Source organism: Candidatus Dependentiae bacterium (assembly GCA_026389015.1).
Classification (GTDB): Bacteria; Babelota; Babeliae; order Babelales; family Vermiphilaceae; genus JAPLIR01.
Map to the genome: position 1 here is coordinate 1 of JAPLIR010000019.1, position 23,041 is coordinate 23,041.

22 protein-coding genes and 1 other RNA gene are annotated in these 23,041 nt (G+C 40.2%); 6 read left to right on the top strand and 17 right to left on the bottom strand.

Annotated features, from left to right (window positions below; translation table 11 throughout):
- On the bottom strand, positions 1-491 hold a 491-nt coding region (locus tag NTX86_03170), incomplete at its 3' end, for a hypothetical protein (GenBank protein ID MCX5922303.1).
- 198 nt (positions 492-689) lie between these two features.
- Between NTX86_03170 and NTX86_03175 the strand changes: the two genes are divergently transcribed.
- The gene (locus tag NTX86_03175) at positions 690-1,343 is read left to right on the top strand and encodes a TIGR00730 family Rossman fold protein (GenBank protein MCX5922304.1); all 654 of its coding nucleotides are present in this window, start codon (positions 690-692) and stop codon (positions 1,341-1,343) included.
- A gap of 26 nt (positions 1,344-1,369) precedes the next feature.
- Here NTX86_03175 and NTX86_03180 read toward each other — a convergent pair whose 3' ends face one another.
- The 10 genes from NTX86_03180 to rnpB all read right to left on the bottom strand — a co-directional run bounded on the left by NTX86_03180 (position 1,370) and on the right by rnpB (position 8,517).
- A complete protein-coding gene (locus tag NTX86_03180; protein ID MCX5922305.1) occupies positions 1,370-2,740 on the bottom strand; it encodes a sodium:solute symporter family protein in 1,371 nt (456 codons plus the stop codon).
- Between the two features lie 143 nt (positions 2,741-2,883).
- The gene (locus NTX86_03185; protein MCX5922306.1) at positions 2,884-3,531 is read right to left on the bottom strand and encodes a hypothetical protein; all 648 of its coding nucleotides are present in this window, start codon (positions 3,529-3,531) and stop codon (positions 2,884-2,886) included.
- A 15-nt stretch (positions 3,532-3,546) separates the two neighbouring features.
- Positions 3,547-4,305, bottom strand: a complete 759-nt coding sequence (locus tag NTX86_03190) for a hypothetical protein (GenBank protein ID MCX5922307.1) — start codon at positions 4,303-4,305, stop codon at positions 3,547-3,549.
- A complete protein-coding gene (locus tag NTX86_03195; protein ID MCX5922308.1) occupies positions 4,302-4,961 on the bottom strand; it encodes a hypothetical protein in 660 nt (219 codons plus the stop codon). The genes NTX86_03190 and NTX86_03195 overlap by 4 nt, the downstream gene beginning before the upstream one ends.
- Positions 4,962-5,042: 81 nt before the next feature.
- Entirely contained in the window at positions 5,043-5,690 is a 648-nt protein-coding gene (locus NTX86_03200; GenBank protein MCX5922309.1) for a hypothetical protein, read from the bottom strand.
- 88 nt (positions 5,691-5,778) lie between these two features.
- The gene (locus tag NTX86_03205) at positions 5,779-6,099 is read right to left on the bottom strand and encodes a hypothetical protein (GenBank protein ID MCX5922310.1); all 321 of its coding nucleotides are present in this window, start codon (positions 6,097-6,099) and stop codon (positions 5,779-5,781) included.
- Positions 6,100-6,132: 33 nt separating this feature from the next.
- Positions 6,133-6,630 carry a hypothetical protein gene (locus tag NTX86_03210; protein ID MCX5922311.1) on the bottom strand — a complete coding sequence of 166 codons (498 nt, stop codon included), beginning with the start codon at positions 6,628-6,630 and terminating at the stop codon, positions 6,133-6,135.
- Between the two features lie 34 nt (positions 6,631-6,664).
- Positions 6,665-7,300, bottom strand: a complete 636-nt coding sequence (locus NTX86_03215; protein ID MCX5922312.1) for a hypothetical protein — start codon at positions 7,298-7,300, stop codon at positions 6,665-6,667.
- An 89-nt stretch (positions 7,301-7,389) separates the two neighbouring features.
- Entirely contained in the window at positions 7,390-8,112 is a 723-nt protein-coding gene (locus tag NTX86_03220) for a PASTA domain-containing protein (protein ID MCX5922313.1), read from the bottom strand.
- Positions 8,113-8,140: 28 nt separating this feature from the next.
- Positions 8,141-8,517: RNase P RNA component class A (rnpB, locus tag NTX86_03225), an RNA gene on the bottom strand.
- A 567-nt stretch (positions 8,518-9,084) separates the two neighbouring features.
- Between rnpB and NTX86_03230 the strand changes: the two genes are divergently transcribed.
- A complete protein-coding gene (locus NTX86_03230; protein ID MCX5922314.1) occupies positions 9,085-9,438 on the top strand; it encodes a hypothetical protein in 354 nt (117 codons plus the stop codon).
- Between the two features lie 69 nt (positions 9,439-9,507).
- Complete coding sequence (locus NTX86_03235; protein ID MCX5922315.1) at positions 9,508-11,400, top strand: PBP1A family penicillin-binding protein; 1,893 nt, start codon at positions 9,508-9,510, stop codon at positions 11,398-11,400.
- Positions 11,401-11,495: 95 nt separating this feature from the next.
- Here the strand turns inward: NTX86_03235 and NTX86_03240 are convergent, their stop codons facing one another.
- Genes NTX86_03240 through NTX86_03255 form a run of 4 tightly spaced genes read right to left on the bottom strand, consistent with a single transcriptional unit; the run spans position 11,496 to position 15,437 of the window.
- Entirely contained in the window at positions 11,496-12,287 is a 792-nt protein-coding gene (locus tag NTX86_03240; GenBank protein ID MCX5922316.1) for a hypothetical protein, read from the bottom strand.
- 41 nt (positions 12,288-12,328) lie between these two features.
- The gene (locus NTX86_03245) at positions 12,329-13,366 is read right to left on the bottom strand and encodes a UDP-N-acetylglucosamine--N-acetylmuramyl-(pentapeptide) pyrophosphoryl-undecaprenol N-acetylglucosamine transferase (protein MCX5922317.1); all 1,038 of its coding nucleotides are present in this window, start codon (positions 13,364-13,366) and stop codon (positions 12,329-12,331) included.
- Positions 13,345-15,006 (bottom strand): tetratricopeptide repeat protein, encoded by a 1,662-nt coding sequence (locus NTX86_03250; GenBank protein ID MCX5922318.1) that lies wholly within the window; start codon positions 15,004-15,006, stop codon positions 13,345-13,347. The genes NTX86_03245 and NTX86_03250 overlap by 22 nt, the downstream gene beginning before the upstream one ends.
- Positions 15,003-15,437, bottom strand: a complete 435-nt coding sequence (locus NTX86_03255) for a DciA family protein (GenBank protein MCX5922319.1) — start codon at positions 15,435-15,437, stop codon at positions 15,003-15,005. Before NTX86_03255 ends, NTX86_03250 begins: the two co-directional genes overlap by 4 nt.
- A 99-nt stretch (positions 15,438-15,536) precedes the next feature.
- Between NTX86_03255 and NTX86_03260 the strand changes: the two genes are divergently transcribed.
- The 3 genes from NTX86_03260 to NTX86_03270 all read left to right on the top strand — a co-directional run bounded on the left by NTX86_03260 (position 15,537) and on the right by NTX86_03270 (position 20,114).
- Entirely contained in the window at positions 15,537-18,083 is a 2,547-nt protein-coding gene (locus NTX86_03260; protein MCX5922320.1) for an HAD-IC family P-type ATPase, read from the top strand.
- 8 nt (positions 18,084-18,091) lie between these two features.
- Entirely contained in the window at positions 18,092-18,535 is a 444-nt protein-coding gene (locus NTX86_03265) for an archease (GenBank protein ID MCX5922321.1), read from the top strand.
- Between the two features lie 121 nt (positions 18,536-18,656).
- The gene (locus NTX86_03270) at positions 18,657-20,114 is read left to right on the top strand and encodes an RtcB family protein (GenBank protein ID MCX5922322.1); all 1,458 of its coding nucleotides are present in this window, start codon (positions 18,657-18,659) and stop codon (positions 20,112-20,114) included.
- A 31-nt stretch (positions 20,115-20,145) separates the two neighbouring features.
- On the opposite strand, the gene NTX86_03275 is transcribed toward NTX86_03270, so the two are convergent.
- Entirely contained in the window at positions 20,146-21,282 is a 1,137-nt protein-coding gene (locus NTX86_03275) for a PDDEXK nuclease domain-containing protein (GenBank protein ID MCX5922323.1), read from the bottom strand.
- Positions 21,283-21,393: 111 nt separating this feature from the next.
- Positions 21,394-22,995 carry a hypothetical protein gene (locus tag NTX86_03280; GenBank protein MCX5922324.1) on the bottom strand — a complete coding sequence of 534 codons (1,602 nt, stop codon included), beginning with the start codon at positions 22,993-22,995 and terminating at the stop codon, positions 21,394-21,396.
- Positions 22,996-23,041 lie beyond the last annotated feature (46 nt).

Consider the following 23,041-nt stretch of genomic DNA (forward strand, 5'->3'; position numbering starts at 1 on the left):
TTAATGCTTGTTGGTTCTGTAGAAGATCCTGGCGAAGAACAAAAATTAGCGGGTTCTTTTCTGGTGAGCACATTGGTATACATGCCTGTTGCAATTCTACTGTTATCTTCTATATAGGTAATGGCAGTTTTTGCTTGCGCGCTTGAACGTTGCGAACAATCAAAAACAGACATAAATCCTTTGCCGATGGTATCGCGAAGCCCCTCTTCGTAGACAGTTTCTTTAAAAAAGGTGCCCGCTTTGAGCGCGGTTGATTTTATGCTTTCGCCTAGAGACACAAAGCTATCTTTCATAATTTTACCAAAGTCTTCAAAGCCACCTTTTATGGTGTTGCCCAGGTCTTCAAAGCCACCTTTTATGGCCTCTCCCACGTCTTCCCAATCACTTGCTGAAAATGGATTCCATGCCGACAGAGGCGTGAAAATTCCTAATGGACTTGCACAGGCAATTATCAGTGTTAGAATCAGTGCTTTGTTCTGCATAGTTTTCATGTGAATTATCCTATTTTTGTCAAACTTATATTTCTATTATAAATAATTATAGGAATTTTTGAAGTAAAATAGCAATGAATATGGGTGTTATGTAGGTGAAGAGGCTGAGATAAGGGCTTTTTATTTAAGAGATTGTTTTTTTGCCTATAGCCACTATATGCTGCAATAATAAGGCATTTTTTTACCTGGGGAGTAGCTATGAATTTTTTTCAAAGACTATGGACATGTAGTGGAATAGCATGGCGTTTATTCAAAACCTATACGCAAATGCTGTATGGTTCTTGGAAAGTTTTAAAGCTTGAGCAACCAGTAGTGACTATTTTTGGAGGATCTCGATTTTTGCAGGATGATCCTTATGCTGTAGAGGCTAACAAGTTGGCGCAGATGTTTGTTGAACATAATATTTCCGTGTTGACTGGCGGTGGTGCTGGCATCATGGAAGCAGCCAGTTGTGGTGCTTTAAAGCGTGGTGCAGGAAAGGGCATAAGTATGGGTATTAACGTGAGTGGGCTTGAGGATAAAAATCCCTGCGTTAATGAATATTTTTCAACAAATCACTTTTTTTCTCGAAAATGGCTTTTGGTAAGATTTTCAACGGCCTTTGTCGTGTTCCCTGGTGGCTTTGGAACGCTCGATGAACTAGCAGAAATATTAACATTGATGATGACTAAAAAAGTCCCAAAACTTCCGATTGTTTTTATTGGTGTTGAGTATTGGGAACCATTCATGCAGTGGCTCAAAAATGAAGTGCTTGCGCATGGTGCTATATCACAAACAGAATTGGAGCTTTTTGTGGTGACCGATGATTTGAACCGAGCCTTTAGTTTGGTGTGTGTTACGTGTAAGTTGTAGAAAAGGAATAAGCGTTTGTTCTTTTTTTATGCAGTCATCAACTCTTTTTTTATAGAGTTGCCAAGCCAATAGCCAATTAATGAGAGTATCAATGCTGCAATTTCTTTGGGCACTACTATTGGGTGTATTCTGAATATAATGAATCCAGCGAGTCCGAAGAGTATGGAAACAATAGCGGCATTCTTTTTTAAGTTCGTGCCAAAATAACTGAACAGGAGCGGTACTAATAAGCAGCTGACAGAAATTTCGTAGCTGCTTATTAGAATATCAATCACATTATTTGATATAAAATATGAGGTAATGAATGCTGCTGCACCGGTAATGAGCGTTACCATCTTGGAAAGTTTTAGTTTGTTGTGTATTCCTACAAAGGAAAAATCAAAATCTTGTGCTAAATTCGAGCTTATTGCACACAGCAATGAATCAGCCGTTGAGGTAATTGCGGCCAATATGCCGCATATGGCAAAAAGTGCCACGTAGTCATTGGTGAGCGATTCTATGATTGGTATGAGTGGACTGGCGCCAGCTGGTACATTGAGGTTCATTGCAAAAGCTTTCACGCCAAAATAAATAGGAACGAGTGAGAATGTCAGTAAAAAAGCGCTTGAAATAAAAGCAGATAATGCAGCAATCCGTTGGGTACGTGCAGCAAAAAATCGTTGTGCTAAATCTTGTTCGATGAGTGAAAATAGTGCAGGGAGCATAATGGTTGCCAGTAACGAAGTGCTGGTGATGCGTATAGTAGAAAAGTTTTTTTGTAGTTCAATAAGGCCAGCAAGGGAAAAAAAGCTGCTCGGTTCAAGGCTCAAACAATAACCAAAAATGCCGAAGAAAACTAAAATGATCACCCATACTTGTGCTGTGTCGGTGACTACAACGGCTTTAAGGCCGCCAATCATGGTGTAGGTAATAATGAATGCCCATACGAGTATAAAAATTATTTCGTTATTAATCTGCATGCCTGCAAGGAGTGTTCTTGATGCAACAACTTGTCCCACCAAGATGCCGCACATGGTGGCAATGGAAAGCAGAGAAGCAACTTTTTTCAGCATTGGTGAATGATATTTTGTTTCGAAAAGCTCGGCTGTTGTTGCGACGTTCAATGAGCGTAATTTAGCAGCGAAACCCAAGCCCAGGAGAAGGAATCCTAAGCTCATACCCAGTGTGTAGGTTATGCCGTAGATGCCAACTGTATACGCTTGTTCGGCAGTACCCATCAACATGCCACCGCCAAGTTGCGTTGCAATGAGAGTAAAGGTAACGGGAAACAAACCAAGGTCACGACTGGCTAAAAAATAATCGGTATTATTTTTTATATTGCGCGATGCGTAGAGACCAATAAAAAAGTAAAAGACAGCAAGTATGCTGAAAATAGCTAAAAATAGTGTGGTATTCATGTTGTTTTCCTCGTTATTTTTGCAGCTTAGGAGTGAGCAACCTTAACGCACCTGATGAGTAGCCTCACTACGCCGTCCTCCCTGAGCTTTGTCGAAGGGTTTTTAAAAAAGTTATACATAAAAAATGGTACCCGGTTTTTATTTTAAAGACAAGATTGGTTTTGGCGGGAGCGGCAATTTTTATGTGCAATAGAACGTAGAAGGTCGAAAATATTCCCACTGGTGCAAAAAATGACGCATTGTGCAATAGTTTTATACAGAAATGCTGTGCCAATAATTTGGATTGAATCAACGAAAAAAATCCCCTGCGTGCCAAGGCTTTGAATAAATTGTGGGCAGATATAGCTCAATCCATTTTTGAATAATTTTGTTATGGCATAACTATTGTCGGCTGATTGGTTGGCAGCATACAGTTGATTATATCGTTGATATATTTTCATGAGTACGTATCCCATGGTGGTGATATTAATAAGAGTATGTGCCTTCTCATAGGTTATCCATGATGAGGATGATGGCGGCGGTAGGTGCTCGGGTGTTTGTATGATAAGCCAATCATTTAAATCAGGTTTTTGGGTGCTGAGTGGCAAGCTTATCATTGGCTCTTCAATTTTGGAACCGGCTTGATAGTGTTGTAGGAAATCAGCAGAAAATTGCCAAGCCCGTTCTTGCAAGCCTTCTACTCCGCTCTTCGAGCTATGAAGAACAGGTTGGCGAAGTAGAAATCTATCGTAAGACCATTGGGTTGAATTCATGCTACTGAGTGCAACCAACAACAAAACTTTGTGGTGCATAATGCCTGCTTTATGTTAGCCGTTAGTTTCCACCTTATACTCACTCACATATTTTAGAACTACTGTTTTTAGATATTCCAAGCGTGCGATTCTTTCCTTGGCAGTGGTGCGTGCTTCTGCTTGTTCTGGAAAAAGAAACGACATCTTAAAATAATCGAGACTTCTATGCAGCCTGAGAAAGTTACTCAATTGTTGTAGTTCGCCATCAATGTCATTAATGAAATACACGAGTGGGCTCAGAAAACATGCGGTAGCTGGTGCATTGGCATATCTCGTTTGAATAGCGGCAAGCAGTTCTTGTGCAGTCTGTGCTTCAATTTTATTGAGCATGGATATGGTCATTTGTCCTTTCCACGATGCCCATGTATCGTTACTGCTGATAACATAATATGATGTGTACAGCAATCGTGCTAGTAGGGTACTATAGGTAATGCCAAGAAAGCCAACGATAAGTTTTGGTGTAGTTATATCGGAAAGCGTTGTTGGCACGTAAGACGCAAGTGTTGATAGAATGCCAGTGCTTGGCATGGCAGCATCATGATCATGCGTTAATGGGACTATGCGTACTGCTGTTTGTATCTCCCCATGAGGCGGCAATGTTGGTTTGGTCGGAATATAGGTTCTATAGGTTTGAACATCAACACCGTGGGCTCCAGATATGCTTTGAGTAATGGTGTGTTGATTATTATTGTGAAAAGAGACTTGAGTGTGGCTTGGTGTAGCAACAGCATAAACACTTATGAGTAGCATGGAATAGAATATTTTATTGTTCATGATTTTCCTTTTTTGGTTTTTTCTTCAAACAACTGATTTCTTGCTATTTCGAACTTTAATAAGCGTTGATTACGTTTGTAAACTGCTTGTGGATCAAAGTCGCAGTTCTTGTCGTAGCTTTGCATAATTTTTTCTAAATCATTGGCATGGTCGTGCGATTTGCCAGTAAGAAGTTTTTTTATCCAGGGGATCCATGGTGATCCTACATAGATTTTTTTGATCATAAGACGTTGTGCTTCTAGGGTTGGTGGAAAATTGTTTTGGTATTCTTGCGTACGGCTTTTCCAGTAGAGCGTCCAGTCGTCTTCGGTAAAATTCTTCAGAGCGTTTACATATTCCGTGAATGTTAAACTGCGCCAGTAGGCAAGTGCAGTTGGATCGTTTAATGCTGAGATGTGTGCTATGAATTTTTCTTTTGACTGGCAGGCTAAACATTCGCGTAGCTGTGTGCCATGCATGAGAGAGCAATCATTGTCTTTTTTGTCGATGGTTATAGTAATATCTTGGATTATATGCTGGTGGTTCTCATTGATGATTTCATGCATATTTTTTTGAGTTGGCGTTGGTGGTGTAGTAAGCTCTTTCAGGTTGTTACACAATACTGGTGGCATGATCGTGGCTATCAGGACAATGATAAAAAAATTGCGCGTCATCATTGTTATCCTCTTGATCAACCACCAATCTTAAACTTTTATATTACTATAGAATTGCGTGAACTGTATTTTCAATAATTTGGATTAAAGGAGATCAAATTGCGTGAGTTTGTTACGTAATTGGTCAGGGTTTTCAAAATAAATACTGATCATGCCAGCATCGGTTGCTCTTCGAATGTTTTGACGATTATCATCAATAAAGAGGATTGTTTTATTGTGTTGATTATAGGTTGCAAGATAATGAGCGAATGCTTTTGGATTATTTTTGGCTAGATAAGAGTTTTCCTGGTTGGGTACCTGTACTGCATCAAAATTACTAAAGATTGCTTGGTGTCGTGCGGCTAAATGTACAAAAATAACGGCACCAATATTAGAGAAAATATGGAGCACATACCCCCTTTTTTTTAAGCAGGAGACTATATCGAGAGTCTCCTGAATTGGATCTTGGGCGTTGGCAATATTGATGGCAAGGTGTTTGTAAGTAGCTATGCCAGGATATTTTTGGCATAATGTCATAATGCATTCTTCTGGTACTGCGCGTTTGAGCATAAGGGTACATAGATCGTACATGAATCGTGGATGTAGCATATACCGCGCAAGAAGCACGACTTTTTTATTCTGCCAAAGAAGGTTCATTGTTTTTTTATAATTACGTTTGAACAATACGCCATGGATATCAAAAACGACTATCGTGTTTTCTGGGGAAAGAGATGATGAAGGTTGCATAGTCATAAAAACGTCCAATAGGATTATGGTGTATACAGTAGCTTATACACCATACCAAAAAACATGATAAAAAATATAGTATAAGAAATAGGCATTAGTTAATGATGCAAGTTTTTTCTAGGAGCGAATTCATTATTGTTTTTGTTGTGGTAGGTTGCGCAGCGGCGGCTTTTTTTTGTTCTTCTTTGAGTAGTTCTTGTTTAGCAAGTTGTTCTGCAAGATGCCTGTTCATTCCAATAGTCAATGCAAGGGCGTTGTTTGTATCATTTTCATAAAAGAGGCTGTTGTCGTTCGATTGTTGAACGGATGATACTTGTTTCATATCTTCTGGATTTGCAGGAGATGGGCAGAACATAGTAGAGGTGTGTGTTGCTAGCATTAAAACGGTGAAAAATATGATCTTTTTTGCAAACATATGATTATCCTTAAAAAAATGGGTTTAAAACTATTACCTTGTATTGCTTCTTTGTCTGGTGCTGCTAGATTCTTTGCTCGCGCCTTGTTGTTCATAGCGAAACGTTAAAAGATCTTTTATTTGATCGATTTCTTTTTGAGAGATTGAGGCTTTTTTAATCATACATTCATAAATAATATTTTCATCCTGTTTGGACAGAGATGGACAATATAAAAAAGCACGTTGCGCAGTAGCCAGCGAGGTGAATCGCGCAGCTATTTTTTCGTGTTTAATTATGGGCATTGATTGTGCATGTTGCATGCCGGTTCTGTTGACTGATTGGGCTTGTGGCTTGGCTATGTTAATAGCCAGCGATCTGACGTTCCGCGAAAAAGTCATGTGAGGCTTCGTGGTTGTATCCTCATTGATTGAAAAAATGGTTTGGCCTTCCTTGTTGCTATTTGTGCTGTTAAAAGGCTGGCTCGTAAATGTGGTGTTATTCATAACGAATAATGTCAGAGTGAAGGTGAGCAGGAATAATCTTTTATGCATGATCCGTATTCTATCGATTGTGAGGGTATGAATGTTAATTAGTTGTATGGCTATCTTGTTGTTGTGTCTCAGATGCAGGGTTTTTAAAAATATCCTGCCCTAATTTTTCCAATTTTTCTTTATCTTCTTTGGATACGCGAGGTGAATTGAGATAATGTTTGCGTAAATAATCAGCAATCTCCTGCTTATGAGTTGAGTTTGTTGCTTGGGCAATTTTTTTTAGTGTATCAGTAATATGTTTATCAAAGCTGTCTGAATCATTTTCGTGATTATAATAAATACGATCTAGGCGATCTTGAGCGGTAAGAGGTATGGATGCTACGGTTTCATCGCCTGTTTCGGCATTTCTTATGAAACCAAGTCCTCTTTTGAAATCTATAAACGCTGATTTAGATTTATGAGTACAAGATGGTGGGAAGCTGTGGCTTGAATTATTATTTTCGAAAGTACTGTGGCTCGATTGGTTTGCTAAATTGGGCAAGTTTGAAAAACTCTTGTTTGAGTATCTTTTATGCATCGGGGACACAGGAGTAGCGTTTTTTTCTTCTGTGGTCTCGCCGAATGTTTCAACTTTTGTTGATGGTCGATTATCCACGAATGGTTTGTCCATGCAAAAGCACTGAGTTACACTGATAATGAGTGCTAAAAAAAATGTTATTTTTTTATTCATTGAAATATCCATGTTTGATTTTTGTGTCATCAGTAGAAGATGTTTTTACTCATGTTAATCATATTAGAAAATGTTTTTTTGTCAATGAACTACGAAGCGGAAGGCTGAACTTGTAGCTGCATGAGGAAGGGTTTTTCTGTATCAAGTCTCATGATAGATCCGGCCAGTGGTCGTTGATCTATGATGAGGCAATGCGTGCAGTGGTGGCCATCTGGCTGCGTTGGATAGTGAAGCACTTCAGTTGTAATGTCTTGAGCGTTCAGCGCTTCAATCACGTGTTCTATGGGTTTATTTTTCAGATCGGGAACCAATACTTTTTTATGAGGGCCGGCTGAAATGTAAAGCGTTATGGGATTGGCATCGAGTAATTGGCCTGGCATGGGCCATTGGGCAATACATAGATCTTTTGGAGCTGAATTATCAACTATGTAGGATTTAAAACGGATGTGTTGTTGTTCAAGATCAGCGGCGATTGCGGGTAACGATTTTGTCACGAGGCTAGGCGTTTGTTTTTTTGCTGGTTGGGTTGAGATAACCAAAAAAACTGATTGATTTTGTTTTATTTTTTGCAGTGATGATGGGGTTTGACTTATGATCGTTCCCTCTGGCAATAGGGCATCTTCTTTGAAGGTTAACAAACGAGGGTTGAGACCTTGTCGAGATAAAATCATAAAAGCTTCTTGAGTATTCTTTCCTACTAAAGCAGGAGTTTCGAGCTCTTTTTGGGGATAGAGAACAGTGAGCGTAACGTAGCCCGTTATAAAGCTTATAAACGGGAGGGTCCAAAGGAGATTTTTGATTGTTTTGAACATGAAGTAACCTTAGTTGTATGTTTTAGGGTTCTCAAGGTAAACAATAAGCCGGATTCTGTTTTTTAAGTGATTAAACCTAAAAATGGCAACCATTTATCTAAGCGACTACACCCGCACGTTTAAACCGGAATGAACGACCGCACGTGCCTATTGTGTCTTGCTCCAGGTAGGGTTTACCCCTGCAGGACATTACTGGCCTGCATTGTGCGCTCTTACCGCACATTTTCACCCTTACCCGTCATATATACGAATATACATGACGGGCGGTTATTTTCTGTGGCCCTGATCCATAGGCTTACGCCTCCCTTAGTTGGTTTCCCTCCTAAGGTACCTTGTTCACTGGGAGTCCGGACTTTCCTCTCTGCGCCTGCTATAGGCGTCAAAGCGATTGCCTAGTTTACCTTGAGAATTATCTATCAAAGATATACACCATAATACTATTATATTAGCAATAATCTTAACGGGTGTATAGGCACTAATGGTGGGTATTTTTAGCCCAAAGGGCTCAATAACGAGGCATTCGATCAACAGGCAGCAGATAAGTAAGATATAAGGCTGTATAGAAAAGCCATAAAAAGTTTTTTGGCTTTGAAAGCCAATCAGGGTAATAGGGAGTATGTATACAAGTTGTAGTCCAAAGATATTATAATGGAACGAGGATTCTAGGGCTATCAGGAGGCATATGGCAAAAAGTTGGAATATACTTGTCTCTTTATAGAGGGATATGCAGTAAAAGCAAAGCAATCCATAGACGATCTGTTTTTCGAGCAACGAAAAACTAAAGATATCGACTATAAATAATAGCAAGATAATAAGGTAAAAATATCGTTCTTTATACAGTATATTCACGGCATTACTTTTTATTACAATGGGCACGATGTGATCCCTTGTAGTGTATATTGACAATTGAGGAGATTCAAGGGTATCTTTTGCCAAGGTTGAATATGTTACATTATTAAAAGGAGTCTTGCTATGGTAAAGAAGCTTTTTTCATCAGCAGTTCTTATTGCACTTTATGTTGTTTTGATGCCAGTTTTTTCTTTTGGCATTCCTCCATTAACAGATGCACCAATCAGCGTTGTAGCTGCGGAAGCAACGTCAGAAGTCACTCAATCGTCTCAGGCGGTATCAGGTATTTTAACATCGATTTATAATGCAGCTACTGTTCAAAATAAATTTATCACGGTGACTACAATCTCAGCATTAGTATTTGCTATCCTTTATAACTATAACGAGCAATTTAGAGAAAAAGTTCGTGGCGTATTAGGATTTGAAGAAGAAAACAAGATTTGTCGTTTCTGTCCTAAAAAGAACTGTACTCGTTAAATTTTTTTTGATTTAGAAATTAAAAAAGGAGTCGTGTAATAACGGCTCCTTTTTTGTTATACTTAGGGTATGAAATCCATACTAAACTATTTATTTATCACCTTTATTCTCGTCAGCTCATGCCTCTTGGGCGCCTGTTTTTATATTGTATATAATCACAGCGTCGACTTTTCGGTTCTTGAGCAGTACGACCACGCAAAGCCCTCCATTGTTTTGGATGACGAGGGTCATGAGTGGGCCAGGTTTCAACTGGACAAACGAGAGCCTATTGCTCTCTATCAAATGCCTCCCCATTTGATTCATGCTTTTATTGCCGCAGAGGATTGGAATTTTTTCAATCATGCGGGGATTTCGTGGCGTGGGATTATTCGATCCACGTTAGTTAATCTCTATCATCGGCGTAAGGTGCAGGGGGCTAGCACCATTACGCAGCAGCTGGTCAAACTGCTCTTTTTCGATTCTAAAAAAACGTTCGAGCGTAAAATTAAGGAACAACTATTAGCGCTTCTTGTAGAACGTCAATTCACTAAAGAACAAATTTTGGAAACATATTTGAACCACGTTTGTTTTGGTTGTGGTATTTATGGGGTGCAGGCAGCAAGTCAACGATTTTGGAAAAAAAATGCTGCCGACATATCGCCCGCCCAAGCTGCAACTTTAGCGGCTATTGTACGTTCGCCTGCTCATTATTGTCCTCTTGTGTCGGCACCATTGGCAGAAAAAAGGCGCAATATAATTTTGCATTCTATGATGAAGCTTTCTTTTATTACCCACGAAGCTTATGAGCAAGCGCGCAACAAGCCTCTAGAAGTTATACAGGACGAGCAAGATTCTCTTGCGCCACATTTGCGCGAGACTATTCGCTTGCATGTAGAAGGACTGTTTGGCAGAGAAATGCTTTATGGCGGTGGTCTGCATATCAAAACAACGTTAAATAAAAACATTCAGCAAAAAGCTACCAAAGCGTTTCGCGATCAATGTCTACATTTAAAAAACACGCTGGCATCTGATATTGATGGCGCATTGATTTCTATTGAGGCAAAAACTGGCCAAATCAAAGCACTTATTGGTGGGCATGATTTCAGTAGCTCAAAATTTAATCGCGCGTTGCAGGCACGGCGCCAAATAGGATCAACTATAAAACCATTGATATATGCGGCGGCATTGCAGGCTGGTATGAGTTTTGCAGATGTCATGGTTGACGAGCCGTATGAATTATTACAACAAAATGGCACCATGTGGCAGCCAAACAACTATAATAAACAGTTTGATGGTCCCATAACTTTGGCTCATGCATTGTCTCATTCTAACAACATTGTTGCGATAAAAACTTTGCTTGCCGTCGGAGCTCAGCCGGTAATTGGTTTAGCTCGTGCTTGTAATATGACCGGCCCTTTCCATAGTTATCCATCATTAGCTCTGGGATGTGTTGACGGCTCGTTATACGAAGTGACCGGCATGTTTAATATATTTGCTAATAATGGTGAGTATGTTGAGCCTCATTATCTGACATGGATTAAAGATGCGTGGGGAACAAAAATTTGGAAAAGTAAACCACAACACCGTCGTGTAATGAGCTCACGGGTTAGTGGACAGGTTGTCAAAGTGCTTACGCATTCTTTAGAGCGTGTGCGTTGGTATTGGCCTACGCCGTGGTTGGATTGTGAGGCGCTCAGTAAAACAGGTACGACTAATGATTCGCGTACCTGTTGGTTTGCGGGGTCAACGCCAGAATTAACGACGGTTGTCTATATTGGGCGCGATGACAATCGCTCTATGGGAGAAAATATTTATCCTGTAAAAACAGCATTTCCTATTTGGATGCAGGTGCATAGTGGATTGCCTTCGCGGCAAAAACAGTTTGCGTACGATCCATCATTAAAAGAATTACGCATTAACGAAAAAACGGGAGCACCTGTTTATGGAGCGAGCGTCCCTGGTACATTGTCAATTATGGTGTAAAATATGTTTGCGTCGCCATGTATATGGCGCACAAAAAAGGGGACGCCTGCTTATGCAAATGTCCCCGGTACATTATCAATTATGATTTGATGAGATTAATTTTTTTTCATCTCCTCATGTTGAGGATTACTTTTGTCGTTAATTGACGCATTATGAGCATTTGCTTCTCTGAGCATTTTAGCAAGAAATTCTTTTCTTGATGGGCTTGATAAATTCATGGGGCTCATAGGACACAAAGCGCTAAATCGATTTGAGGAAAATGGACTGTCGGATGAGGAGGTACTGAGTGAGCGGCTCAGGCTACTTGATGCTGGACTCGCACTGCTACTATTGCTGCTGCTGCTCGAAGAACTTGGGCTTGCAGAACTTGTTGAGTTTATTGAATCGGTTGATCCGCGGCGTTCTTTTCTAGTATGTCTCATTGGTATTAGTCTTGGAGAATTAAATGGAGCTGGAGTATCGTTTCTAACATCTTGTGAGGATCGGCTTAAGGTGCTCGCTGTTGGACTACTAATACTGCTGCTATTTGAGGAGCTAGGGCTGACAATGTTCATTGAATATAGTGATTCGCGTACAATCATGTCAATTTCTTCTGTACTATGTCTTCTGGGTCCGTGGGTTGGAGAATTGAATGGAGTTTGTGCTTCGTTTCTAACATCTTGGCTGGAAGAGTTATTTTGGTCTGCGATAATTTTAGCTGGTATATGAGCAATAACTGCCAAGCTTAATGAGCTTACTCCGCTGCGAAAAGCCATTAACTCTTCTCTGCTATATCTATATTTTGGAGAAGACGATGGATTTGAATTTTCTTGTGGTTTATCCATGGTATGGGTTGTAGAGACGAGTACCAGTAGGCCGGCGACAATAGAGAGACGAAAGTAAATCATCTTAAAATTCCCTTTTTTGGTAAGAATTAATATTAATTGAGTTATAATAACGATGTGATGGCATTATGCAAGGTTTTACGATCTTGGTCTATGTCTTCTTGTTTGACAATCGTAAATAAATCTGGACGTGTTTGTGCGGCGGCAACTGCGTTATCAACTTGATGTTTTGTTGTAGCGGTTTCAAGAGGAATGGTAATGCATGGTTTATCAAAGAAGCTGACTTCAGCCAAAGTACCTGCGCCAGATCGGCACATAACGATATCGGCGGCAGCGTAATAGGTTGCTAATTCATCGCTATAACTGAATACCAATGCGGGCAGATCCATAGATGCGTAAAATGATTGCCAGTCAGTGGTATCATAGGCACCTGTTTGATGAATGATTTGAATGTTTTGCGCTAATTGTGGAAAGTTTTCTAGTGTTTGGCGCATGGCAGCATTAATAAACAATGATCCTTGTGAGCCGCCAAGTATTACGACTGTTTTTCTTTGCGGAGAAAATTGTATTGTTGCCAATGCATCTTCGCGAGATAGTTTTTTGTAGTCGGTGAATTTCATTGGATAGTTTGTCAGGGTACATCGGTTGCCAGGAAAGTAGCTGGTACTTTGTTCAAAGCATATCCAAATTTTATAAGCAAATGGTGCTAAAAATTTAATAGCTTTGCCAGGAATCACGTTGAGCTCATAGAGTTCGATAGGAATTTTGAGTAGGCGCGCGGCTAAGCACACGGGTATGGAAATATGGCCACCGGTACTAATCACGCCTTCAGGTTTAAGTTTATATAAATAATAGAAGCTGGTAACAAACGATGATACCAAGTGCCATAAAAATTTTGGATAACGTACAATGCTTTTATGGGGGAATGCTTGGAGCGTCAACGGGATGTAGTGCCGTATAATGGCACTACTATTGACCAATTGTTTGTCGAGCGCTGTGGCCGTTGAAAAAAACATTACCTCGTATTGAGGGTGCTTGTTAAGCATTTGTTGGGCCAAGGTTATGCAAGGGAGGATATGCCCTCCTGATTTACCCGCAACAAAACAAATACGATGATATTTTACGTTTTTTTTGTTTTCCATTGATTCAATAACTGTGCGCACTCAAGGTTATGGTCTTTTGTTTTAGCATTCCGTTTTGCTTGCTCAAGGGTAGTTAATGCGTTATTCGTGTTGCCACTTTCATAAAGGGTCTGAGCAAGATGTATCAAGACAGTATAATCCGAAGGAATTTTTTGTGCTACATTTTGTAACAATGTTAACGCTTGAGTATAGTTCTTTTGTTTATGATAGATTAATGCTTGTGTATCCTGAAAGTGTGGATTAGTGGCATCTTGTTTTAATACAACCTTAATAAGTTTTTCGGCTTCTTTAATGTTATCGCCCTCGGTTGCATAGTAATAAGCAATCAGGTTGAGGAGTGGGGCAAAGGTGCTGTTAATCTTCTTTGTTTCTTCAATGGTTTTTTTTAACGCATCGAAATTTTTTGCTTCATATTGCAGAATGCTTATTTGGTACAGTATTTTTGATTTAAGTGCTTTGCTTGGCGCAAGCTTTAATGATTTTTGGTGGTAGTTGAGTGCTGCCTCATTTTTATCAAAACGCGTGTTGAGATCAGCTAAATAGAGCTTAGGGAGCAGATTATTGGGTTGTTGTTTTTCCACCTCTTGTAAAATCTTAACTGCTTGTTCAAATTTGAGTACATCTTGTGTTAATAAATGGACGGTTTTATACCACATGGTATTGGTGGGATCTTTTAAAATCCATGCTTGAAGCGTTGCAGCAACGGCGTCCATTTGCTTCATAGCAGTAAGAATTTGAATTTTTAAGAGTTTGCTCTCATTGCTATCGGGCTTTTCTTGTAGGCAGGCATCAATTTTAACCAGAGCTTGTTTGTAATTTTTTTGATCAAAGAGTGTCAACGCCCCATCAAAGCATTGTTTGTTCATGGTCAGGCTGTTGTTAGTAGCGCGTTGTTCAATTTTTTGCTTGAAAACTAATTGCAAAAGATGTTGTTCGACATCTTTGTTGTCACCACCACTGGTTTCTAAAAAATTGGTATAACCTTTAATGGCTCCTTTGAGTTCTCCTGCTTGTTCATTGAGCAGCGCATACAAGAGCCAGCCTTTTTCAAAACGGGGATGCATGTCCAAGCATTTTTGGACGTTGTTGAGCGCTTCTACCTTATTGTTGAGTTGCATATAGATTTGTGACTTCATAAAATAGAAAATAAAGTTATTGGGCTTGTTGGCTGAGCTATTGAGAAGATTATCAATTACTTTAATGGCGTTTTCTGGTTCTTTTCTTCGTAAATAACTATTGGTGGCATTGAAGGCGATTTCTTGATTGTTTTTAAATTCATCGTTCAATTTTATAAACCGTTCATCAGCTTGATTGTGTTTTTCCAACTTATCCAATGATTGAGCAAAAATAAGTTGAATGGACTGGTCGTTTTTAAATAACGGATCCAATTCGGGGATCAGCTGTTCAACATGCTCATAGTTGCCAGTGTCGTGCAGAAGATGGATATAGCCTTTGTAAGCATGCAAGGGGACATCTTTTTCAGAAAGTAGAATTTTGTATCTATCATACGCTTGCTTCATTTTGCCGCTGAATTGATCGCGATTGGCTGTAAGATAGTTATGAATAGTTTGGGTTGTTACTGCGTATAGAGGTGCAGTGCTTATTGCCCAGAGTATGAGACTATAGATTATTCTTTTCATACTTTCTCCTGATGACAACGTATCAAAAAGTTTTTTAATGCATCACGGAGCTGTGGGTCTTGTATTTTGTGTAATGCATTGTCTTCTACTGTTGTTAAGGTTACCGCATGCTTGGACCAAACTTTTTGCTTCAGTTGTTGTGGTTGCTTCTTTTTTTTATTCCCTATTATCTTGAAGCGTAAATTTTTTATGCGTGGTTGGTCTAGGGTTTCGTTAATTGTTTTAAGTAATACGGTTGATAGAAGATAAAGTTCTTGCAACCAACAAGAATCCTGGACGCCAAGAATGAGGATGTCATCATGAATTTTCTCTAGACTGACTCGTGTGCTGAGTGGTCCAAAAATAGCATGCCAGTTACTCAGAAGTTTGAACTTCCAATTCTGGTCGCCGTGCAGGATACTTGGTATTAAATTTTTAATCTCTTGTGCCATAATGTTAAAGTATACTATGAAAAATGAGAACTGGCTCGTTTAAGTAATCTGGCGTAGAGTATAAAAAATTGATTATTGTTTTATTAATGGGAGTTATGTGTGAATAAATTTAGTGCTCTTTTCTCTGAATATACGACTAAAACCATCGAAGATATTGCCACAGATTTTGGCGTATCGATGCATGATGGTTTGTCCGATGCGCAAGTGCTTGAGCGTCAAGCAGTCTACGGTTTGAATGAAATAAAAACGCGAGAAATTGGCTGGGCGGATATTTTATGGCGCCAGCTCAAATCGCCCTTTATTTATTTGCTCTTGGGCGTAGCAGTGCTCTATTTCTTTCTGCAGAGTTATTTTGATGCGTCAGTAATTTTATGTATTGTTTTTATCAATACCTTTTTTAGTTTCTTTCAAGAGTATCGCGCACACAAAGCATCCCAATTTCTACAGCAATCGATTGTTACCCATGTTACGGTGTTGCGCCATGGCCAAGAGGTTGATGTGCCGCACAATCAACTGGTGCCTGGCGACATTGTCGTCTTGTATCCCGGTGATATTATTCCGGCAGATCTTCGTTTTATAGAGGCTCAAAATGTTACGATTGATGAGTCGGTTTTAACAGGAGAATCGGTGCCCGTTGCAAAAACTAACCAACCATCGCCAGAATCCATTAATGAAATTTTCAAAGCATCCAATATCGGATTTTATGGCACCACCGTGGTGAGTGGCAAGGCGCTGGGCATTGTTTTTGCAACAGGAAAAAATAGTGCTTTGGGTGACATTGTTGATTTAACTGCTCATACGGTGCAGTTGAGTAGCTTTGAAAAAGGGTTGGCTCTTTTTAGCACCTTTGTCATACGTCTCATGATCATTTCGTTGTTGATTTTGTTTTGCGCCAATCTTATCGTTAAGGGGCATTCGGTTAATTTTCTTGAGCTGCTCCTTTTTGCGAGTGCTTTGGCATTGAGTATTATTCCCGAAGCATTGCCGATTGTCATGACTTTCGCCTTGTCTCAGGGAGCGATTCGTCTGGCGCACCGCAAAACTATTGTCAAACGACTTTCTGCTATTGACGATTTGGGTAATATAGAGATTTTATGTACCGATAAAACCGGAACCTTGACAGAAAACGTTTCAAAAGTTGAAGCGGTGTATGGTGTCAATCCTCGTGAGGCAGTGCTTGGGGCCTATCTGGTTGTGCATCATCCAAAAAAAAAATTAGTCACTATTAAAGGTTTTGATTTGGCGTTGGATGCAAATCTTACCCTAGAAGAAAAAGTTGCTGTGCAAGCCTATACTCACGTGGCTGAAGTCCCTTTTGACCCAGCACGTCTTAGAAATATTGTGTTGGTTCGTCAGCAAGAGTTGTATGAACTCATAGTTCGCGGTGCTCCAGAAACAGTTCTTGAATCGTGTATTGGATTAACAACAGAAGAAAAACAACGCATGCAGGAATGGATAGTTGATCAAGGGCATCAAGGGCGGCGTGTGCTTGTTGTTGCAAAAAAAGTAGTGCAGGTTGATGACCCTAACACCTACGATCTTGTAGGTCAGGAACATGATTTAAACTTTATGGGGATGATAGCATTTGGCGATCCGTTAAAGAAAACTTCTATAGAAGCAATTGCTAAGGCTCGCGCGTTAGGGGTTACCATAAAAATATTGAGTGGTGACACGCGCGAAGTCTGTGGTGCCATAGCTCAGCAAGTTGGCTTGATTCAACATCGAGACGAAGTAGTGACGGGCGATGAGTTTGCCAAAAAATCAGCAGCAGAAAAAGAGGAGCTGGTAAACACGCGGTCAGTCTTTGCCCGTGTTTCTCCGCAACAAAAATACGAAATTATTGTGTTACTGCAAAAAGATAAATCAGTTGCTTATATGGGCGATGGCATTAACGATGCACCAGCACTCAAAGTAGCTAATGTTGCTTTGGCGGTGAATGATGCGGTGGATGTCGCTCGCGAAGCATCCGATATCATATTACTCAAAAAGAGCTTGTTGGTGGTTATTGAAGGTATTGAAGAAGGCAGGGTAATTTTTTCTAACATACTCAAATATATTCGTACGATATTGTCGACGACATTTAGTAATTTTTATTCGTTGGCATTTGCGTCGTTGATTCTTGATTTTTTACCTATGCTTCCCGTGCAATTATTATTGAATAATATTTTGTCTGATTTGCCTATGCTTGCCATTGCGACCGATTCAACCGATTTAAATGAATTGAAACGGCCCGCAAAATACGATGTTCGTGGCCTGGCTGTAGTTTCGACAGTTTTGGCACTCACGACGTCGCTGTTTGATATTATTTTTTTTGCATTGTTTTTTCATGTTGCACCAGCTGTATTGCAAACGGGTTGGTTTATCGAAAGTATGTTCACTGAGCTCGTATTCATTTTTTCCATTCGCACCACAAGAGCTTTTTTTAGAGGATCAATGCCTTCAATACCTTTGGTTGTATTGACTCTTGGCGTTGGTGCTGTGTCTTTGGTCTTGCCATTTACTGAGTTTGGTCAACGGGTGTTTCATTTCGTTCCTTTAGAATTGACACAGTTATTGATAATAGCAGGTGTTGTTATTGTTTACTTTATTACGGTCGATTTGGTTAAAGTATTGTATTACCGTATGTTCAATAACAACAATACTTAAGGACAGTTGTGGTTAAAGATTTTGAGTCGTTGTCGCATACAGCAGACATAAAAATTCGTGTCTATGGTGACACATTAGAAGAATTGTTCAGGCATGCTTTGATAGGCATGTTTCAGACCGTAGGCCCACAAGCTCCCGACTGTGTTGTGCGTGATGGCAGGTTGGTGTGCATGCAGTTGCCGCAACACCACAGCGTAGAGGTTGAATCTCTTGATTATGAATCGTTGCTCGTTGATTTTCTATCGCATGCTTTATATCTTTCTGATGTGCATAATGAGGCCTATTTAGATGTTGTCATCGAACAGCTAACACCAACGTTCATCAAGGCTTCCTTGCATGGCGTTAAGATCACTGGCTTTGAAGTGGTGGAAATTAAAGCCGTGACCTATCACGATTTAGAAATCAAGCAGATTAATGGTGCATGGCAGGCGATCATTGTATTTGATATTTAATTAACCCCACACACGGCTTTTAAGCAGTGGTTTAGGGGACCCCGGAAAAAGGGCTTTAGCCCATTCATCCCCAGTCTTGAAAAGACGTGGGGTTTTCTGGGGATAAAAAAAGGAAGTATTAATGGCTCACGAATTTTCGCTTAAAGATTTAATTAAGATTGATGAAAATATCTACGAAATCCCCAAGTCATTCCGGTCAGATATGCGTGTTCCAGCCCGCATCTTTATGAATGCACAGATGTTTGCCGACATTAAAGGTGACCGCTCGCTCGAGCAACTGGTGAATGTTGCAACATTGCCGGGCATACAAAAATATGCATTCGCCATGCCTGATATGCACCAAGGGTATGGGTTTCCTATCGGCGGGGTTGCAGCAACGGCAATTAATCAAGGTGGCGTTATTTCTCCGGGAGGCATTGGCTACGACATCAATTGTGGCGTGCGATTGTTGGCCGTGAATATGAGCGCCGATGAGTTGGCGCCTTATCTTAGTGAACTAGCAACGCGCATTTTTCACAAAGTACCATCAGGTGTTGGCAAAGGCGGCAAGCTTGATTTTAAAGCGGGTGCGTTGGATAAAATTTTACGCGATGGCGCACAGCATATGCTCAAGCTCGGCTACGGTAATGAAGGCGATTTGGAATTTTGCGAAGAGCGTGGGCGTTTGGATAACGCTGATCCATCAATGGTTTCTGAACAAGCAAAAAAACGAGGAGCCGATCAGCTGGGCACGCTTGGGTCGGGTAATCATTTTCTTGAAATACAAAAAGTTGATGAAATTTTTGATGAAAATGTTGCGCGTGTTTTTGGTTTAGAAAAAAATCAGGTTACGGTCATGATTCACTGCGGTTCGCGTGGGCTGGGGCATCAGACTTGCACCGATTATGTTCGCACTATGATGCACAAGGTCAATCAATGGGGTTATGTGTTGCCCGATCGTGAATTAGTGTGTGCACCATTTACCTCAAAAGAAGGGCAGGAATATTTTGCTGCAATGTCAGCCGCAGCCAATTTTGCATGGGCCAATCGTCATATGATTGGGCATTGGGTTCGCGAGGCATTCCACGAAGTTGTTGGGCAAAGCATTCAAGTACGCACCGTCTACGATGTCTCTCATAACATTGGCAAACTAGAAACGCACATGATTGACGATAAGCTCGTTGATGTCGTCATGCATCGTAAAGGTGCAACGCGTGCGTTTGGGCCTGGCAGACCAGAACTGCCAGCGTTATATCGAAATGTTGGCCAACCGGTACTCATTCCAGGAACCATGGGTACTTCGTCCTACGTGTTGGTTGGCACGCAAGAAGGTATGGACGCTTCATTCGGCTCATCGTGCCATGGCGCCGGGCGTAAGATGTCCAGAACACAGGCAAAACATACGGTGCATGGTGCGCAATTGCGTAAAGAGCTGGAACAAGCGGGGATTATGATTCGTTCTAACTCGGACCCTGGCCTTGCTGAAGAAGCACCTGTTGCCTATAAAGATATAGATACGGTAGTGAGTGTTGTTGATGGGGCCAAGTTGGCGCGCAAGGTTGCACGAGTTCTACCGCTTGCGGTTATTAAGGGTGATTGAGTTTTTTTCTTGGGCCGCATTTACAGCTGAATTATTTCTTTTTCTTAGAAACTTTTTTAATTTTAGCTTTTTTGGCAACTTTTTCTTCTAGCGCTGGTATATCTTTTTGTTTTTTAAGTTCAGCTTCTATTTCTTCGATAGTAGGAAGTTTGCCCTTAAATTTTTTTGGTAATGATTCGACGAGCTTGGTTGTATAGTTTGCTATCCCAATTGGCTTATTCATGCCACTTAAAGCCCATTCTGCCATAACGTTATCTTTTGATTGGCAAAGTAGTAATCCAATTGTTGGTTGATCGCTTGGATGTTTTAACAGGTTATCAACCGCGGCTAAATACAAATTGATTTGAGCTAAATCTTTGGCTTCAAACTCTCTGGCTTTTAATTCAACAACTACAAAGCATCTAAGCTGCAAGTGGTAAAAAAGCATATCAACATACAGATCTTTTGTGCCAGCCATTAAGTGCTGCTGTCTACCAACAAAAGAAAATCCTTGCCCTAGTTCTAACAAGAATTTTTGTATGTGTGCCATGAGTCCATGTTCAATTTCTTGCTCCATTGCTTCTTTGCTCATGCTTAGAAAATCGAAGTTATACGGATCTTTAAGTGTTTGCTCGGCTAGATCTGAATTAGGTTTGGGTAAAGCAGCCTTAAAATTGGTTATAGCTTTGCCTTGTCGTTTATACAAATCAGATTCTATCCACATGGTGAGCACACTTCTACTCCAACCATTTTCAATTGATTGTTGAGCATACCAAAGTCTTTGTTCGTTTTTTTGCAGCTTTTCTAAAAGCACTGCATTATGCCCCCATGGAATGTTTAATAAGGGATTATGCTCTATTTGTCCCACAGCTGTGGGACAAATAGAATAAGCTTCATAAAATGCAATCATTCTGTATATATTAGTTCTTGAAAATCCTGTAATTCCAGGAAATGCTGTTCCAAGATCATGTGCAAATTTTTCTACGATTTTTGCACCCCAACCTTCTGATTGTGTTTTATCAGAAAGTACTTTTCCAATACGCCAATATAATAAGATAAGTTCTTTGGTAACTGACTGAGCAGCACGAAGTTGTGTTTGTAGGATATCTTCTTTTATATGTTCTAAAAATTGAACATAGTTTTTTAGAACTAGATTATCGCTCGATTTTATATTACTCTTTTTCTTCATATACATAGCCTTTATTTATGAATGCCACAGTGCCTGCAATTGCTTGTGGCATTCTCTTTTTTTAAACTATTTTTTTCATTTCATGTTATTGAGCAATAAGTAAAAAGTCTATTAAAATATAGCTCGTAGTATTGTCACAATAGAATTGACTGCAAATACACCAGACCAGAACGGGTGGTACTCTTCAGGTTTTTTGCACAACGATGCGGCGGTGCCACCAATGACGAGCAACAGTGCCCATTCGAGCGGCATGAGAATGCCACCAAGCACCATAATCGGACTTACTTTAAAATCTTTTAATATCGCGCCAAACAGTGCACCAAAAATCATGGCATAAAAATCAAAGTTCTGGAATTGTATCGTGAGTGCGCGTGTTTGACTGCGTTGCGCAATCAACGATGCTGATCCAAGACCAAGCTTGGTGATGAGCAACCAAAATATTACGCCGACTGATAATGCGCTCACCGTGAGGCCAAGCCATTGAAATTGTTTAATCTGTTTTGTGCTGACCGAACTCAACTGTCCTAACTTTCTACCAAATAATATATCCACGGCAACGCCACCACACACTTCCACAAAGGTTGAGATAAGCGTGAGTTGAATGTAATCGGGATTAAAAATAAACAGTGCTGGCATCATAACGAATGTTGCAAAGCGTGCTACCGGTGCAAGGCTCAATTCGCCACCGATCACCAGGAGTTGGTAGCTGCACAGCATGGTGAACGGAATCAAATAGAGTTGCAACATGAAACTAAATTTAAACCAGGTTAAGAATGCAATAATCACGCAGAATGTTGCTGCTGTTTGCCAGGTGAGATACTTTGTATAGGTTGATGAACTTGGCGTTGATTCATTGCTCGACGATGCGGTTAGCCTCTTAAATACACCTTTAAAAAATTTTGGTAATTCAAGCATGCTCATGAATGCGCCGTGCACAACCATGCCACTGATAAACGCAAACGAAAAATCATTGTAACTTAAGTATGAAAAAAAGTGCGTATGCGCTGGCGTCATGAGTAATATTTTGGAAACAATGCCAATGCTCAATGGTACAATCAACATGGTACCTGCAATAAAGCCAATGGAAAGTAAGAGCGGAAATTCATTGAGTGGTATATTAATAGTGGGTATCTGAATGCCTTTAAAAGAAAATTCTGTGAATAACGTAAACCGTTGTGCTGCATGAGTCAGAATCAAGCCGATGCTGTAGGCTGCACTCGCAATAGATCCAGCAATGAGTTGATATGCTTGGAAAAGATTTTCTTGTATCGATGCTAATTTGTAGGACACTTCTCCAACCGCGAATGGTAACTTATCAACATTGAGGAGTTTATGTTCAAAAATATTAGCGATGAACAATCCGAGTGCTCCTGCAGAAAAAGTTAACCCCGCCATGATGGCCACAAAGTAATAGGGTGTTGCAAGCCATGCATTAAATAATGTTGGGTTCAAAAAATAGAGTGTGGGGAATGCAAAGCCGCAGCCGGTTGCCAAAATGCCGCCAATCGAAGAACCTGCGGTAATCAATGCTATCGATTGAATGCGATTGGTCTGTGCAATTTTTGAGCCAAGCAGCGCAAAAATTAAGGAACACAATATTACAATCACTGAGTGTATCCAAGGCCCGATCATAACAGCCATAGAAATGTAGCTTAATATTGCGGTGGAAAAGATTGAAAAGAATATGGTCAATAAGATGTTGAGCAGTGTCATTGATATACGACCTTCAGGGTTTTTCCTAAAAGTGTAAGTCTTTTAT

Coding starts and splice junctions, on each gene's coding strand:
- NTX86_03175 (MCX5922304.1), top strand. CDS start 690: ATGAATTTTTTTCAAAGACTATGGACATGTAGTGGAATAGCATGGCGT.
- NTX86_03180 (MCX5922305.1), bottom strand. CDS start 2,740: ATGAATACCACACTATTTTTAGCTATTTTCAGCATACTTGCTGTCTTT.
- NTX86_03185 (MCX5922306.1), bottom strand. CDS start 3,531: ATGCACCACAAAGTTTTGTTGTTGGTTGCACTCAGTAGCATGAATTCA.
- NTX86_03190 (MCX5922307.1), bottom strand. CDS start 4,305: ATGAACAATAAAATATTCTATTCCATGCTACTCATAAGTGTTTATGCT.
- NTX86_03195 (MCX5922308.1), bottom strand. CDS start 4,961: ATGATGACGCGCAATTTTTTTATCATTGTCCTGATAGCCACGATCATG.
- NTX86_03200 (MCX5922309.1), bottom strand. CDS start 5,690: ATGACTATGCAACCTTCATCATCTCTTTCCCCAGAAAACACGATAGTC.
- NTX86_03205 (MCX5922310.1), bottom strand. CDS start 6,099: ATGTTTGCAAAAAAGATCATATTTTTCACCGTTTTAATGCTAGCAACA.
- NTX86_03210 (MCX5922311.1), bottom strand. CDS start 6,630: ATGCATAAAAGATTATTCCTGCTCACCTTCACTCTGACATTATTCGTT.
- NTX86_03215 (MCX5922312.1), bottom strand. CDS start 7,300: ATGAATAAAAAAATAACATTTTTTTTAGCACTCATTATCAGTGTAACT.
- NTX86_03220 (MCX5922313.1), bottom strand. CDS start 8,112: ATGTTCAAAACAATCAAAAATCTCCTTTGGACCCTCCCGTTTATAAGC.
- NTX86_03230 (MCX5922314.1), top strand. CDS start 9,085: ATGGTAAAGAAGCTTTTTTCATCAGCAGTTCTTATTGCACTTTATGTT.
- NTX86_03235 (MCX5922315.1), top strand. CDS start 9,508: ATGAAATCCATACTAAACTATTTATTTATCACCTTTATTCTCGTCAGC.
- NTX86_03240 (MCX5922316.1), bottom strand. CDS start 12,287: ATGATTTACTTTCGTCTCTCTATTGTCGCCGGCCTACTGGTACTCGTC.
- NTX86_03245 (MCX5922317.1), bottom strand. CDS start 13,366: ATGGAAAACAAAAAAAACGTAAAATATCATCGTATTTGTTTTGTTGCG.
- NTX86_03250 (MCX5922318.1), bottom strand. CDS start 15,006: ATGAAAAGAATAATCTATAGTCTCATACTCTGGGCAATAAGCACTGCA.
- NTX86_03255 (MCX5922319.1), bottom strand. CDS start 15,437: ATGGCACAAGAGATTAAAAATTTAATACCAAGTATCCTGCACGGCGAC.
- NTX86_03270 (MCX5922322.1), top strand. CDS start 18,657: ATGGCTCACGAATTTTCGCTTAAAGATTTAATTAAGATTGATGAAAAT.
- NTX86_03275 (MCX5922323.1), bottom strand. CDS start 21,282: ATGAAGAAAAAGAGTAATATAAAATCGAGCGATAATCTAGTTCTAAAA.
- NTX86_03280 (MCX5922324.1), bottom strand. CDS start 22,995: ATGACACTGCTCAACATCTTATTGACCATATTCTTTTCAATCTTTTCC.